The organism is Pedobacter sp. GQ55 (genome assembly GCF_059758925.1).
In genome coordinates this window covers 171,031-183,802 of record NZ_JCAXEI010000004.1, presented here as the reverse complement: position 1 = coordinate 183,802, position 12,772 = coordinate 171,031, and the positions used below count along the sequence as shown (strand labels likewise).

Annotated in this window: 9 protein-coding genes; 7 read left to right on the top strand and 2 right to left on the bottom strand. The window is 38.1% G+C overall.

Features of this window, described 5'->3' with window-relative positions; all coding sequences use genetic code 11:
• Positions 1-3: 3 nt before the first annotated feature.
• The 7 genes from AC6CH7_RS13495 to AC6CH7_RS13465 all read left to right on the top strand — a co-directional run bounded on the left by AC6CH7_RS13495 (position 4) and on the right by AC6CH7_RS13465 (position 11,673).
• On the top strand, positions 4-2,169 hold the full coding sequence (locus AC6CH7_RS13495) for an alpha-galactosidase (RefSeq protein ID WP_498263239.1): 2,166 nt from the start codon (positions 4-6) through the stop codon (positions 2,167-2,169).
• Positions 2,170-2,290: 121 nt separating this feature from the next.
• Positions 2,291-5,401: a SusC/RagA family TonB-linked outer membrane protein gene (locus tag AC6CH7_RS13490; RefSeq protein WP_498263238.1), complete on the top strand. Its 3,111-nt coding sequence runs from the start codon at positions 2,291-2,293 to the stop codon at positions 5,399-5,401.
• A gap of 24 nt (positions 5,402-5,425) precedes the next feature.
• On the top strand, positions 5,426-7,126 hold the full coding sequence (locus tag AC6CH7_RS13485; RefSeq protein WP_498263237.1) for a RagB/SusD family nutrient uptake outer membrane protein: 1,701 nt from the start codon (positions 5,426-5,428) through the stop codon (positions 7,124-7,126).
• Positions 7,126-8,700, top strand: coding sequence for a glycoside hydrolase family 28 protein (locus tag AC6CH7_RS13480; protein ID WP_498263236.1), 1,575 nt, complete (start codon positions 7,126-7,128; stop codon positions 8,698-8,700). The genes AC6CH7_RS13485 and AC6CH7_RS13480 overlap by 1 nt, the downstream gene beginning before the upstream one ends.
• 10 nt (positions 8,701-8,710) lie before the next feature.
• Positions 8,711-9,856, top strand: coding sequence for a glycoside hydrolase family 88/105 protein (locus AC6CH7_RS13475; RefSeq protein ID WP_498263235.1), 1,146 nt, complete (start codon positions 8,711-8,713; stop codon positions 9,854-9,856).
• A gap of 69 nt (positions 9,857-9,925) precedes the next feature.
• Complete coding sequence (locus AC6CH7_RS13470; protein WP_498263234.1) at positions 9,926-11,221, top strand: PQQ-dependent sugar dehydrogenase; 1,296 nt, start codon at positions 9,926-9,928, stop codon at positions 11,219-11,221.
• A gap of 32 nt (positions 11,222-11,253) precedes the next feature.
• Entirely contained in the window at positions 11,254-11,673 is a 420-nt protein-coding gene (locus AC6CH7_RS13465) for a c-type cytochrome (protein ID WP_498263233.1), read from the top strand.
• Positions 11,674-11,694: 21 nt separating this feature from the next.
• Here the strand turns inward: AC6CH7_RS13465 and AC6CH7_RS13460 are convergent, their stop codons facing one another.
• Both AC6CH7_RS13460 and AC6CH7_RS13455 read right to left on the bottom strand, forming a co-directional pair.
• Complete coding sequence (locus tag AC6CH7_RS13460; protein ID WP_498263232.1) at positions 11,695-12,432, bottom strand: DUF4142 domain-containing protein; 738 nt, start codon at positions 12,430-12,432, stop codon at positions 11,695-11,697.
• Positions 12,398-12,526: a hypothetical protein gene (locus AC6CH7_RS13455; RefSeq protein ID WP_498263231.1), complete on the bottom strand. Its 129-nt coding sequence runs from the start codon at positions 12,524-12,526 to the stop codon at positions 12,398-12,400. Before AC6CH7_RS13455 ends, AC6CH7_RS13460 begins: the two co-directional genes overlap by 35 nt.
• Positions 12,527-12,772 lie beyond the last annotated feature (246 nt).

Here is a 12,772-nt window from a genome sequence, read left to right as displayed (position 1 = left end):
GTTATGAATAAATGCATTCTGTTTTTTAGTATTCTGCTTTTCTCTTTTAGGTTAACATCTTTCGGGCAATCCGAAAAACAAATTATTGTAGATACTAAAAATGCATCGCTCGTTTTTACTGTTGGGAATAACAATAAACTTTATCAGAGTTATTTGGGCCAGAAGCTAAATAGTTCAGTTGATGAAGGCTTACTAAAATCAATGCGCAGGGAGGCTTATATAGGAGCGGGTATGGGTGATTTGTTTGAGCCGGCTATAAGAATTATCCATGCTGATGGAAACCCATCACTTGATTTAAAATACGTAACCCATAAAACAGAAAAGGGTGATAATGTAACTACGACCACGATTACGCTTAAAGATCCGCAATATGCTGTTGAAGTAGTGCTACATTTTACTACTTATAAAAATGAAGACATCATTAAGCAATGGACAACTATAAAACACAATGAGAAGAAACCCATAATACTCACAAACTATGCGTCTTCAATGCTTCATTTTGATGCCTCTAAATATTGGCTCAGTCAATTTGATGGAGATTATATGACAGAAATGAGAATGAAAGAAACCCAGCTTACTACAGGTATTAAAATTCTGGACAGCAAGCTGGGTACCCGTGCTCAAATGTATCGCGCTCCAGCATTTATTCTTTCCTTGAATAAGCTTGCAGACGAAAATAGCGGTGAATTGATTGCAGGTACATTGGCATGGTCGGGTAATTTTCAATGCTCTTTTGAAATAGATCAGCAGAATTCCTTACGTATGGTTACGGGTATGAATCCTTACGCATCAGAATATAAATTGTTGCCAGGCAAAACGTTCGAAACTCCAGCTTTTATATTTACCTATTCAAATAAGGGCAAGGGAACAGCCAGCAGAAACTTACACAGGTGGGCAAGAAACTATGGCGTGTTGGATGGAGACAAACCAAAACTAACATTGTTGAACAATTGGGAAGCTACTCACATGGACTTTAACCAGGATATTTTGGTTGAGTTATTTGATGGGGCACATAAATTGGGTGTTGACCTGTTTTTACTGGATGATGGTTGGTTTGGTAATAAATATCCGCGCGATGCTGATAAAACTGCATTAGGCGACTGGCAGGTTGATAAGAAAAAATTACCAGGTGGTTTGGGGTATCTTACTAAGGAAGCAACTGCAAAGGGGCTAAAGTTTGGAATATGGATAGAACCGGAAATGGTGAGCCCGAAAAGTGAGTTGTATGAAAATCATCCTGACTGGATTCTGAAATTACCAAACAGAGAGGAAGCTTATTCCCGTAATCAATTGGTATTGGATCTGATTAATCCTAAAGTGCAGGACTTTGTATTCAATATGGTTGATGACCTGGTTACAAAGAACCCTGGTATTGCTTTTATAAAATGGGATTGCAATAGGATGATGACCAATGCTTATTCGCCATATCTTAAAGAGAATCAGGGGAATTTATTTATTGATTATACCCGAAGCTTGTATGATATTTTAGAGCGGATAAGAAGAAAACACCCTCATTTGCCCATTATGCTTTGCGCAGGCGGAGGAGGCAGGGTTGATTATGGTGGATTAAAGTATTTTACAGAATTTTGGCCTAGTGATAATACTGATGGACTGGAACGCATATTTATTCAATGGGGTTATCTTAACTTTTTTCCATCCGTAACAGTTTCGAGCCATGTAACTTCCATGGGTAAACAGTCGCTTAAGTTCCGCACGGATGTTGCAATGATGGGGAAACTTGGATACGACATTCGGGTGAAAAATCTAACTGATGCAGAAATTAAATTTAGCAATGAAGCGGTTAAAAATTATAAACGTATTAGCAATGTAATTTGGTTTGGAGATCTATATCGACTGATTTCACCTTACGAGGAAAACAGGGCGGTTATGATGTATGTGAGTGAGGATAAAAATAAAGCAGTTTTGTTTAATTACCTGCTCAATTTCAGACGCAAGGAACATATGGGAAGAGTTACATTAGAAGGACTTGATCCGGTAAAGCAATATAAAATTAAGGAGATTAATCTGTTGCCAGATACAAAATCAACACATCCGGATAATGATAAGGTTTATAGTGGAGACTATCTGATGAAGGTTGGTTTAAATCTTTCTCCAGGGAAGATTACTCCATTAAGCAGTTCTGTTTTTGAAATTGTAGTAACGAACTAGCTTGCAGGGCTTACCTAAATGACAATCTGATTGAAGAATATGCTAAGGCAACAGACAAAAATGCGGGCAATTTTTTTTTCATTAGACTAATCAAATATTTAAACCTAAACAACCTTAAACCATGATTAGTAGAGCATTTTCTCTTCAGTCGTGCCTTCTGGTACTTCTGTTATGCTGCTGTAGCTTTGATGGCTTTTCCTCCCTCCAGCAATTTATTGTAAAAGGAAAAGTATCGGATGCCAGCGGAGGCTTACCTAGTGTAAGTGTTAAATTAAAAGGTACTTCCACAACCACCAGTACCGATGTAAATGGAAATTATTCCATCACCATTCCGAACGGCTCAGGAACCCTGGTGTTTTCTTCTGTGGGTTTTGCAATTCAGGAAATACCTGTTGCAAATCGATCAACAATTAATGTAACTCTTGTAACCGAAGATAAAACATTAAGCGAAATTGTTGTAGTAGGTTACGGAACACAAAAGAAATCAGATATAACAGGTTCGATTGTTTCTATTAACGAAAAAGCGCTTAGGGATGTTCCTGTAGCTAATTTATCCCAAGCATTACAAGGCAAAGGAGCAGGTATTGATGTTCAGAAAAGTGGTGGTAATAGTAAACCTGGAAGCGCACCGGTTATAAGAATAAGAGGAGTTAGGTCAATAAGTGCTGAGAATGGTCCTCTGTTCGTGGTCGACGGAATACCATACAATGGAAATATAAATGATATTAACCCGGATGATATTGTCTCTGTTGAAATCTTAAAAGATGCTTCTGCAACTGCAATTTATGGTGCCAGAGGGGCTAATGGTGTAATTCTTGTTACTTCCAGACGTGGAAAGGTCGGTGATGTGGTAATTAATTACAGTGGATATGCCGGGGCCACTAAAAATTTGGGTAAAGTAAATGTGATGAATGGAGAGCAATTTATGAACCTAAAAAAATGGGCTGTGGTAAATGGTAATTTCGTTGATGGCAAACCCAAATATACTGGAATTGATGATCCAAGACTTTTAACCGATGGTATTTTTGCCGCCGAAGAAATAGAAGGAATTAATATGGGTAGGAATACCGATTGGCAAGATCTTATCTACAAGACAGGGTTAAACACCAATCATCAGTTGAGCGTTTCAGGGGGGACAGAAAAAACTCAGTTTTCAGTATCAACGGGCTATCACAATGAAACCGGAATCTATCCTGGACAATCTTTTGTTCGCTATACTGTAAAGGCAGGCATTGACCAGCAACTTGGAAAGCATGTGAAAATTGGATTAAGCTCATTAAACACATATAACAATACACAGGGAGAAGGAGCAAATCCTATGGGGCAGGTTTTAAGAGCAAGTCCACTTGCAAGCCCTTATACAGCAGATGGGTCACTTGTTGGATTTGTTCCGGGCAGTGCAAATCAGGTTTGGAATCCATTGGCTGATTTTGTTGATGGTGCTAAAATAGAGAACAGGAAACGATTTGGGACTTTTACTACATTTTATGCAGATGTTAATATCGCTGAAGGATTGAAGTATAAGTTTAACGCAGGTGCAGAAATTAAATCCGATAACTATGGTAATTTCTATGGAAGTGCAACATCAAATAATCTGGGAGGGCTATCGACCTCGAGTAATAGAAATGCATTTAGAAGCAATTATACATTGGAAAATATCTTTACTTATGATAAAACTTTTGCTGAGAACCATAAGTTGAATTTTACAGGTCTATTTAGTTTTCAGGAATCATTGGGCCAATCTAACACCTTTAATAACAATGATATTGCTGCTGAACTGGTTTTCTATAACCCCGCATTTGGTGCAAATCTGGTCGGATCTGGTGATTATGAAAAATGGGCAATACTATCGTATATGGGTAGGTTAAACTACGGTTTTAAAAATAAGTACCTATTAACACTTACTATGCGGTCTGATGGATCTTCGCGCTTAAGTCCGGGAAGAAAATATCAAGTGTTCCCATCGGCTGCAGTCGCATGGAATATGCATGAGGAAAGTTTTCTGAAAAATATAAAAGCCATATCAAGTTTAAAATTAAGAGGTAGCTATGGAAGAACGGGGAACACTGCTATTGATCCATATCAAACTTTAGGTAGTCTTGGTGCAGTCCCTTACAATTTTGGTGATCAAACCACAACAGGAGTTTACCTTGCCAATGTTGTTAACAGGAGCTTGGAATGGGAACATACAACAACCGCTGATATTGGTGTCGATTTTAGTTTGTTTGATAATAGAATTGCTGGATCTGTTGAAGTTTACAGGCAGTTAACAAATAAATTGTTACTTCCTAAAAGTTTACCGGCTACAACGGGAATCCCGAATTCTATTTTAACGAATGTTGGTAAAACTGAAAACAGAGGGTTTGAGTTTCAACTTAGCACAGTAAATTTTAAAGGTGATGGCAAAAAAGAATTTTCGTGGATTACAGATCTCAATGTCTTCATCAACCGTGGTAAGATAACCGCCCTTGAAGAAGGGGTACTAAATGATATTACCAACAGTAGATTTGTAGGACAGCCGATAGGAACCATTTTTGATTATAGAAAGATAGGTATATGGCAGAATACTCCTGCAGACTCTGCATTAGCCAAAAGTCTTGGTTTATCTCTGAGTGGCACAGGTTCAGTTATAGGAAATATTAAAGTTGATAACGCAAATAAGACACCTAATGCTGATGGTAACCAGAGAATTAATGCAGATGATAGAGTATTTATTGGATCTAGTCAGCCAAAGTGGTCAGGGGGCTTAACAAATAGGTTTGCCTTTAAAAATATTGATTTCACAGTTGTAACTTTTGGTAGATTCGGAAGCACAATCGTTAGCAGGGTGCATAATAGTGGTTTTGCTAATACTTTTCAGGGTAATTATAATAATCTTAACATAAACTACTGGACGCCGACAAATGGAGAGAACTTTTGGCCTAAACCAAATGCAGCATCAACAAATACACCAAACAACTCTACGTTAGGTTATTTTGATGGCACTTTTGTTAAGATCAGAAGCTTAACTCTCGGTTATAATTTGCCGTCGGCGCTGGCAACAAAAATTGGAGGAAAAAATCTAAGGGTTTACGCTACAGCTAATGATGCATTTATTCTTTTCTCAAAATACCGCAACAAGTATAGCGGCATAGATCCGGAGGCAATAAATTCTGGAAATAATAGGGGAGACGTAAATGTGGATACTCCAGCTGCTTATTCAATAATATTTGGCGTTAATCTTACCTTATAATTTTATTATCTAACTAGAAAGATCATGAAAAAGATATATATATACTTGCTTGTCTGCACCTTTGCGGTGGCGGCATCTGGCTGTAAAAAATCATTAACAGAAGAACCACACTCCATACTGACTCCTGATTTTTTTAAAACCACACAGGGTTTTAAAAAAGGCCTAGATGCTGCATATGCTGGTACGCGGATGCTTTGGGGTACACAAAATCTGTTCACTATGACTGTGATTGGAACGGATGAATTTTATACCGGAAAGGATGGTAATAATGATATTAATAAATACAACAGTAATTACAATACTTCCAATGGTACGGTTTCGGCAATTTGGAAAGAGTGTTACACAAATATAAATACCTGTAACGGTGTTATTGAAAATGCTGCTACAGTGCCAGAGGTTGATGATGTTTTAAAAAGCAGGATGGTGGCAGAAGCTAAGTTCCTTAGAGCAAATTTTTATTTTGTTCTGGTTCAATTCTGGGGTGATGTTACATTAAACAAAACATTCCAGGTAGAAGCTTCTTCTTCTGCGGTACGTACACCAATGGCTGAGGTTTATGATTTTATAATACAAGACTTGCAAGATGCAATAGGCACCCCAAGCTTATATGCAAGCCCTAAAACTGCTGGTGCCAGGCCGGGCCAGGTTACAAAGGCTGCTGCCCAACATGTTCTTGCCAAAGTTTATTTGACCAGAGCAGGGTCGTCCGCAAAAAAAGGCAGCGATTACACAGATGCATATAATACAGCAATGACTGTTATTAATACAAGTGGTATGTCATTACTGCCTGATTTTGCGCAGGTTTATGCCGAAGGGAATGAAAACAGTAGCGAAGTGTTATGGAGCGTACAACATACGCCTAACCTGGCCTATAATGGACCCAACAACAGCGGTGGCGCAGATAATGTTTTAAACCATATGTGGGTGCCTCAGTATGAACTTCAGCCTGGCATGAAAAGAGACGTATTTTATGGGCGACCATATATTAGGTGTGTACCAACACCATGGTTAACAAATACTGCATTTGTCGAGCGTGTAAACGATACACGATACAAAAAAACTTTTCAAACCGTTTGGTATTGTAATAATGCAGCATCTATTCCAGTATGGAAAGCACCTCTTCCACCAGGAGCCCCAGCTGATGCTGTTGTCGGGAAACCTAAATTCGCAGTTGGAGACACTGCAATTTATATGCCGGGTAAGGATGTGACAAATGCGCAGATAGCAGCATCAAGATATTTATTAATCCCTCCCCGTAACTACACGATTAGTTTATCACCTTATATGCAAAAGTATAACGATACCAAACGTCAGGATTTGAATTATCCGTCTATACGATCAGTGATCGTTTATCGACTTGCCGATACTTATCTAATGGCGGCAGAAGCGGCATATATGGGAGGTGGTTCTGCAGGAGACGCTATCAATTTAATAAATACAATTAGAAGAAGAGCGGCTTTTCCTAATTCAAATTCGTCTATAATGGATGTAACAAGTATTCCATCATTGGATTTTATATTGGATGAACGATCAAGGGAGCTATGTGGAGAACTCACCAGATGGCTGGATCTTGTAAGGACAAAAAAACTTGAAGAGAGAGTGAAACTATATAATAATGAGGCCAAAGGAAATATTCAGCCGTTTCATGTTTTACGTCCAATTCCACAGAGTCAAATAGATGCCACTACAACAGGTCCAAAATATCCACAAAATACGGGTTGGTGATGATGATTAAAATGAAAATATTGGTTAGTTTATGTGTGTTGGCGGCTTTTACAAATTTTGTAAGAGCTGCTGACTTTAACATCATCAAATATGGTGCTGTTGGAGATGGAGTGACCTTAAATACGAATGCGATTCAACGGGCAATTGATGAATGCTATAAATCGGGTGGCGGAAGCGTAATCTTTCCTGAGGGTAAATTCTTATCCGGAACTATCGTTATGAAGGACAATGTAACTATCAGTTTTCAAAAGAACGCTGTTTTACTAGGCAGTACAGACCTTAAAGACTATAAAAATATGGACCCTTTTACCGAAGGTCTCGGTATTGATGTTGGATGGGCTTTACTTGTAGCTGTGGATGCGAAAAATATTGGAGTAACAGGTGAAGGAACAATTGATGGCCAGGGGGCTGCAATTAAAGCAAAACATATACTTACTGATACCCGGCCAGAAGGACAACGATGGGGGATGAGGCCTTTTCTTTTACGAATTGTACGTTGTACCGGTGTAAATGTTAAAGGAGTAACTTTAAAATATGCAGGAGCATGGACTTCTCATTATTTTCAGAGCAGACAAATAAATATTGAAAATGTAAAGATACAAAGTGTGGGTGTTGCTCATAATGATGGTATCGGTATTGATGGTTGCCAGGAGGTTGTAATTAAAGATTGTGATGTAGTAAGCGGGGATGATGCATTGGTGTTTAAAACCACATCAAGTAAAATGGCCTGTAAGAATATTGTGGTAACAGGTTTAAGACTCAAAAGCAGTCAGGCAGGAATTAAAATGGGAACTGAGTCGATGGCAGCTTTCGAGAATATTAAAATTTCAAATTGCCATATCTATGAGACCAGAAATGGAGGCATTAAGCTACTTACCGTTGATGGTGCTCATTTACGAAATATTGAAATATCAGATATAACCATGGAAGAGGTTAGGACCCCAATGCTGTTCCGTCTTGGGTCGCGACTAAGTGTGTTCCGCAAAGATGCTGATACACAACAGCAAACAGGTACTTTTGAAAATGTTGTAATTAAAAATGTTAAAGCCAAAGCATCTGCCGATGCGCAACTAATGCCTCCAACAGGTATTTTGATCACAGGCATTCCCGGACATTACATCACTGGTTTAACTCTTGAGAATATAGAAATTAGTTTGGCCGGAGGCGGAACTGTAGCTCATGGCAGGCAAGTAGTACCAGAAGCAATTGATCAATATCCGGAAGTTAAAACATTTGGTCCGCGAGTTCCCGCATACGGTATTTGGGCAAGACATGTTAAGGGGTTAAAACTTATTGATGTTAAGTTTAATCTTTCTGGAAATGACCTCCGACCTGCTTTAGTTTGCGAGGATGGAAGTGATTTGGAGGTTAGTAATTGGAAGCTTCCAGATACTGAAGGAGGGGAGTCGATTATCCGCTTAGAAAATGTAAAAATAGCACTGGTAAAAAATGTTACTGTTAAAGCGACAGCAAAAGCACTTGTTCGTGTTGAAGGGACAGCAAGTGCTGATATAAAAGTGGTTGAAAATAAATTATCAGGAATATCAAAAGAATTAGAAATCATCAAAAAATAAATATACTAGCATGAATAAAAACCAAATTCTAAGCATAGCAGCTTTTATATCCTGTTTTATGATTGTCGGACAGCGTAATGTAGAGGCACAATCAAAAGAAGCCAATTTAAAGAATTGGCCAAAAGGAACATCACCAAAGGAAATTGGAACAAGGGTAGCAAATCATTTCATCGTAACACCACACACTAATTTTAACAGACCAGGACCTCCAAAGGTGATTACTTATCCGGAAACCTGCGCCTGGTATGGTGCTTTAACTTTTGCAAAACAAAGTGGAAATAAAGAGATGGTTAAAAAACTTGCTGATAGGTTTGAACCCCTTTTTGGTGAAGAAGCAAAAATGATTCCTGTACCTGATCATGTAGATTATACCGTATTTGGATCTGTTCCATTAGAACTTTACATGCAAACAAAAGATAAAAAGTATCTTGATCTTGGATTGTCAATTGCAGATAAACAATGGGGCCCACCAGAAGGTCCAAGAGTAAAACCTGAATCGCATGAGTTTTACAACCAAGGTTATACCTGGCAAACGCGCTTATGGATAGATGATATGTATATGATCACGGCTGTTCAGGCTCAAGCGTATAGAGCTACCGCAGAGGTAAAGTATATAGATAGGGCAGCTAAAGAGATGGTTTTTTATTTAGACAAGCTTCAGGAGCCTAATGGCCTGTTTTATCACGCCCCGGACGTTCCCTTCTTTTGGGGGAGAGGAGATGGCTGGATGGCTGCGGGTATGGCTGAGCTGCTTAGATCTATACCTAAAAGCAATCCAAATTATGACCGCATTATGAAGGGGTATAAAAACATGATGGCCTCGTTGCTTAAATATCAGGCAGACAATGGAATGTGGCGTCAGTTAATCGATGATCCCAAAGCCTGGGAAGAAACGTCATCAACGGCTATGTTTACTTTTGCAATGATTACAGGTGTGAAAAATGGCTGGCTGGATAAAGAAGTTTATGGGAAAGCTGCCCGGAAAGGCTGGCTTGGCTTAATCACTTACATCAATGAAAATGATGAGGTGAGAGAAGTTTGTGAGGGTACAAATAAAAAGAATGATCGCCAGTATTACTTAGATCGTAAACGTAATATTGGTGACTTGCATGGCCAGGCACCAATATTATGGTGTGCAACTGCATTATTACGTTAATTTAGATGAAAAATGCCGGGGAAAAACAATAACTTTAAACAGCGGAAAGTTCTTCAAATAAATCACCAGATGAAAAAATCATTATTAATTCCGGTTTTGCTAAGTGCAATGGTTTTTATTGCATTATATTCTTTCAAAAATATTTCAAATAATCATTTAACAGGCAAGGGGCCAATACCTGATGCCGATAATGCAGGATTAAAGTTGCCAGAAGGATTTGGCGCTTTAAAAGTAGCAGAACTAGGGGCAAAAGCCCGACACCTGGTTGTTACTCCGCAAGGAGACATCTATGTTAAACTTGCCAGGTCCAAAGAAGAAAAGGGGATTATTGTCCTTCATGAGAACAGCGATGGTAAGGCCCAGGTTACAGGTGGCTTTGGTAATTATGGAGGTACCGGAATTTACATGAAAGACGGATACTTATATGCATCATCAAATCAGGAAGTATTTAGGTACAAACTTGATGCACAAAATAAAGTAATTGACCCCAATAAACCTGAAAAGATCATTACAGGTTTAAAGGCCGGACGCCAGCATGAAACTAAATCACTTGTTTTAGATAACAATGGAAATGTTTATGTAAATATTGGCGTAAATTCAAATTCATGTCAGGAACAAGATCGTGGGTTACGTTCTCCAGGAATAGAAGGTTGCCCGTTGTTAGATTCTATGGCTGGAATATGGCAGTTCAAAGCAAAAGAACTGAACCAGAGCTATGGTCAGGGTGTTCGTTTTGCAACTGGACTAAGAAATGTTGTTGGGTTAGATTGGAATCAGCAAAATGACCAGCTTTTTGTTATGCAGCATGGCAGAGATAACCTGAATAGTTCCTGGCCAGAGCTTTATAATGAAAAAGAATCTGCAGAAGTTCCTGCAGAGTGTTTGTACGCTTTAAAGCAAGGCGATAATGCAGGCTGGCCATTTATGTACTATGATCAGATCCAACATAAAAAAATAGTAGCTCCGGAATATGGCGGTGATAAAAAGAAAGAGGCTGATTCAAAATTCATAGATCCCGTAGTTGCCTTTCCAGGCCATATGGCGCCAAACGGTTTGCTGTTCTATAGCGGAAATATGTTCCCTGATAAATATAAAAACGGTGCTTTTATCGCTTTTCACGGCTCTTGGAATCGTGCTCCTGAACCTCAAAAAGGATATTTTGTAGTATTTCAACCATTTAAGGACGGGAAACCTTCTGGGGATTGGGAAGTTTTTGCCGATAATTTTGCTGGTACGCCTGAAAAAGCTGCGGCCGGAAGGGCAGACCATCGCCCTTGTGGATTGGCCCAGGGATCTGATGGTTCACTTTACGTAACAGATGATGTTAAAGGAACAATTTATCGTATAGTCTATAACAGAAAATAAAAAGTTTGATGAAGCAGGTTTTAACGATCATTATGATCTTAACAATAGGTAATATAAAATTAAACGCCCAAACAAAAGGCAAAACTAAAAAGACGGTCCAAACTGAAGTTGTGTCTGCATCGGTTTTGACTAACGGACAAAAAGTGTACAATCAATATTGTTTAAGTTGCCATATGGCAGACGGGGGTGGCGTTCAGAACATGAATCCTCCACTAATAAAAACAACATATGTTCTTGGCGATAAAACCCGGTTAATTAAGGTAATACTTAATGGTTTGGCAGAAGAAATTGAAATAGACGGGGAAGTTTATACGAATATCATGCCTTCGCATGGCTTTTTAAAAGATCAGGAAATAGCTGATGTTTTAACCTTTGTAAGGAACAGTTTCGGGAATAAGGCCAGTGCCATAAAAGGCTCAGAAGTTAAAGCTGTTAGGGCAGAGAAGAAATAAAAAAGAGGGTTTGCCTCTTTTTTATTTTAAGTCAGAACTCAAATCTGTGGCAAGTTTGTAATGCCCTTCAATCATGCGGAGTGTTTTCGCAGCAAACCTTCTTACATCTATATCTCCAGAAGTAGTTGCTGATTTGAATAAATCAAGGGTTTTTATGTGGTCTTTTACCATCATATCCATATAGTGTTTATCAAATTGAGTACCTGATAATTTTGCCATTTCATTTATATGGTTTTGATCTGCCTCAGGAATAGAGGTCGGGATTGTTAATTTCTTTTTGTCAGCCAATTTTTTTAAATTATCGTTTGTTTTGGTATGATCCTTAACCATTTTTTCAGCAAATTTTTTAACCCTAACATTGCTGGCTTTTGATGTAGCCATTTTGCCAAGCTCTACCTCCATATTACCAGCAATAGCCGCTTTCTCTAAAAAGAATTGCATTCCCTCACCGCGGTTTACGGCCGTGGTGTCAGTCATTGTTTGCTCTAGAGAAGAATCAGCCAAAGTACTACTTGTGCTATTTTCTGTATTTCGGCAGGCATTTAAACTAAGCAAGCAGCATAATACAGCTGGTAATAAAATTCTAGTTTTCATGATTTTAGCATTTAAGTGGTTAGTTAATATACCTACAGTTAAAACTTGAAAATGTTTCTGAATTGTTAAAATACTTTGCACTAATTTGCTTACAAATAAGGTTGTAGGAAATAGAAATTGTAAGAGGTATTTAGGATTTCTTATCAATTTTAACTTTTTTGGCATCTTTTGCAGAGGTTGAATTTTCTGGTTCAGAACCCTTAGGTTTTTTTTGGTCTATTATTTCTGCCTTTACAGTGTTATTCTTTGGGTTTTTCATAGTATTAAAATTTAAAGTCTTAGGCTATAACACATAAAAAATCCAATAAGTTCAAATTTTTCTAGATTTAAATAGAATCAGGAGTCATTCCTTTTGAATGGAGATGAAAAAACGGAAATAGATCCTTTGTCTTGCTCCAGAATTGTTTAATTGGGGTGTCAGTACTTATAATTAATTGTCCCATAATCTTAAACCATTTTTTTAAAATATATTTTAAAAATGAATGAATATTCATTTATATTCATT

What these genes read in the sequence shown, in the direction of transcription:
- AC6CH7_RS13485 (WP_498263237.1), top strand. Translation starts at nt 5,426, where the DNA reads ATGAAAAAGATATATATATACTTGCTTGTCTGCACCTTTGCGGTGGCG.
- AC6CH7_RS13480 (WP_498263236.1), top strand. Translation starts at nt 7,126, where the DNA reads ATGATGATTAAAATGAAAATATTGGTTAGTTTATGTGTGTTGGCGGCT.
- AC6CH7_RS13460 (WP_498263232.1), bottom strand. Translation starts at nt 12,432, where the DNA reads ATGCCAAAAAAGTTAAAATTGATAAGAAATCCTAAATACCTCTTACAA.
- AC6CH7_RS13465 (WP_498263233.1), top strand. Translation starts at nt 11,254, where the DNA reads ATGATCTTAACAATAGGTAATATAAAATTAAACGCCCAAACAAAAGGC.
- AC6CH7_RS13470 (WP_498263234.1), top strand. Translation starts at nt 9,926, where the DNA reads ATGAAAAAATCATTATTAATTCCGGTTTTGCTAAGTGCAATGGTTTTT.
- AC6CH7_RS13495 (WP_498263239.1), top strand. Translation starts at nt 4, where the DNA reads ATGAATAAATGCATTCTGTTTTTTAGTATTCTGCTTTTCTCTTTTAGG.
- AC6CH7_RS13490 (WP_498263238.1), top strand. Translation starts at nt 2,291, where the DNA reads ATGATTAGTAGAGCATTTTCTCTTCAGTCGTGCCTTCTGGTACTTCTG.
- AC6CH7_RS13475 (WP_498263235.1), top strand. Translation starts at nt 8,711, where the DNA reads ATGAATAAAAACCAAATTCTAAGCATAGCAGCTTTTATATCCTGTTTT.
- AC6CH7_RS13455 (WP_498263231.1), bottom strand. Translation starts at nt 12,526, where the DNA reads ATGAAAAACCCAAAGAATAACACTGTAAAGGCAGAAATAATAGACCAA.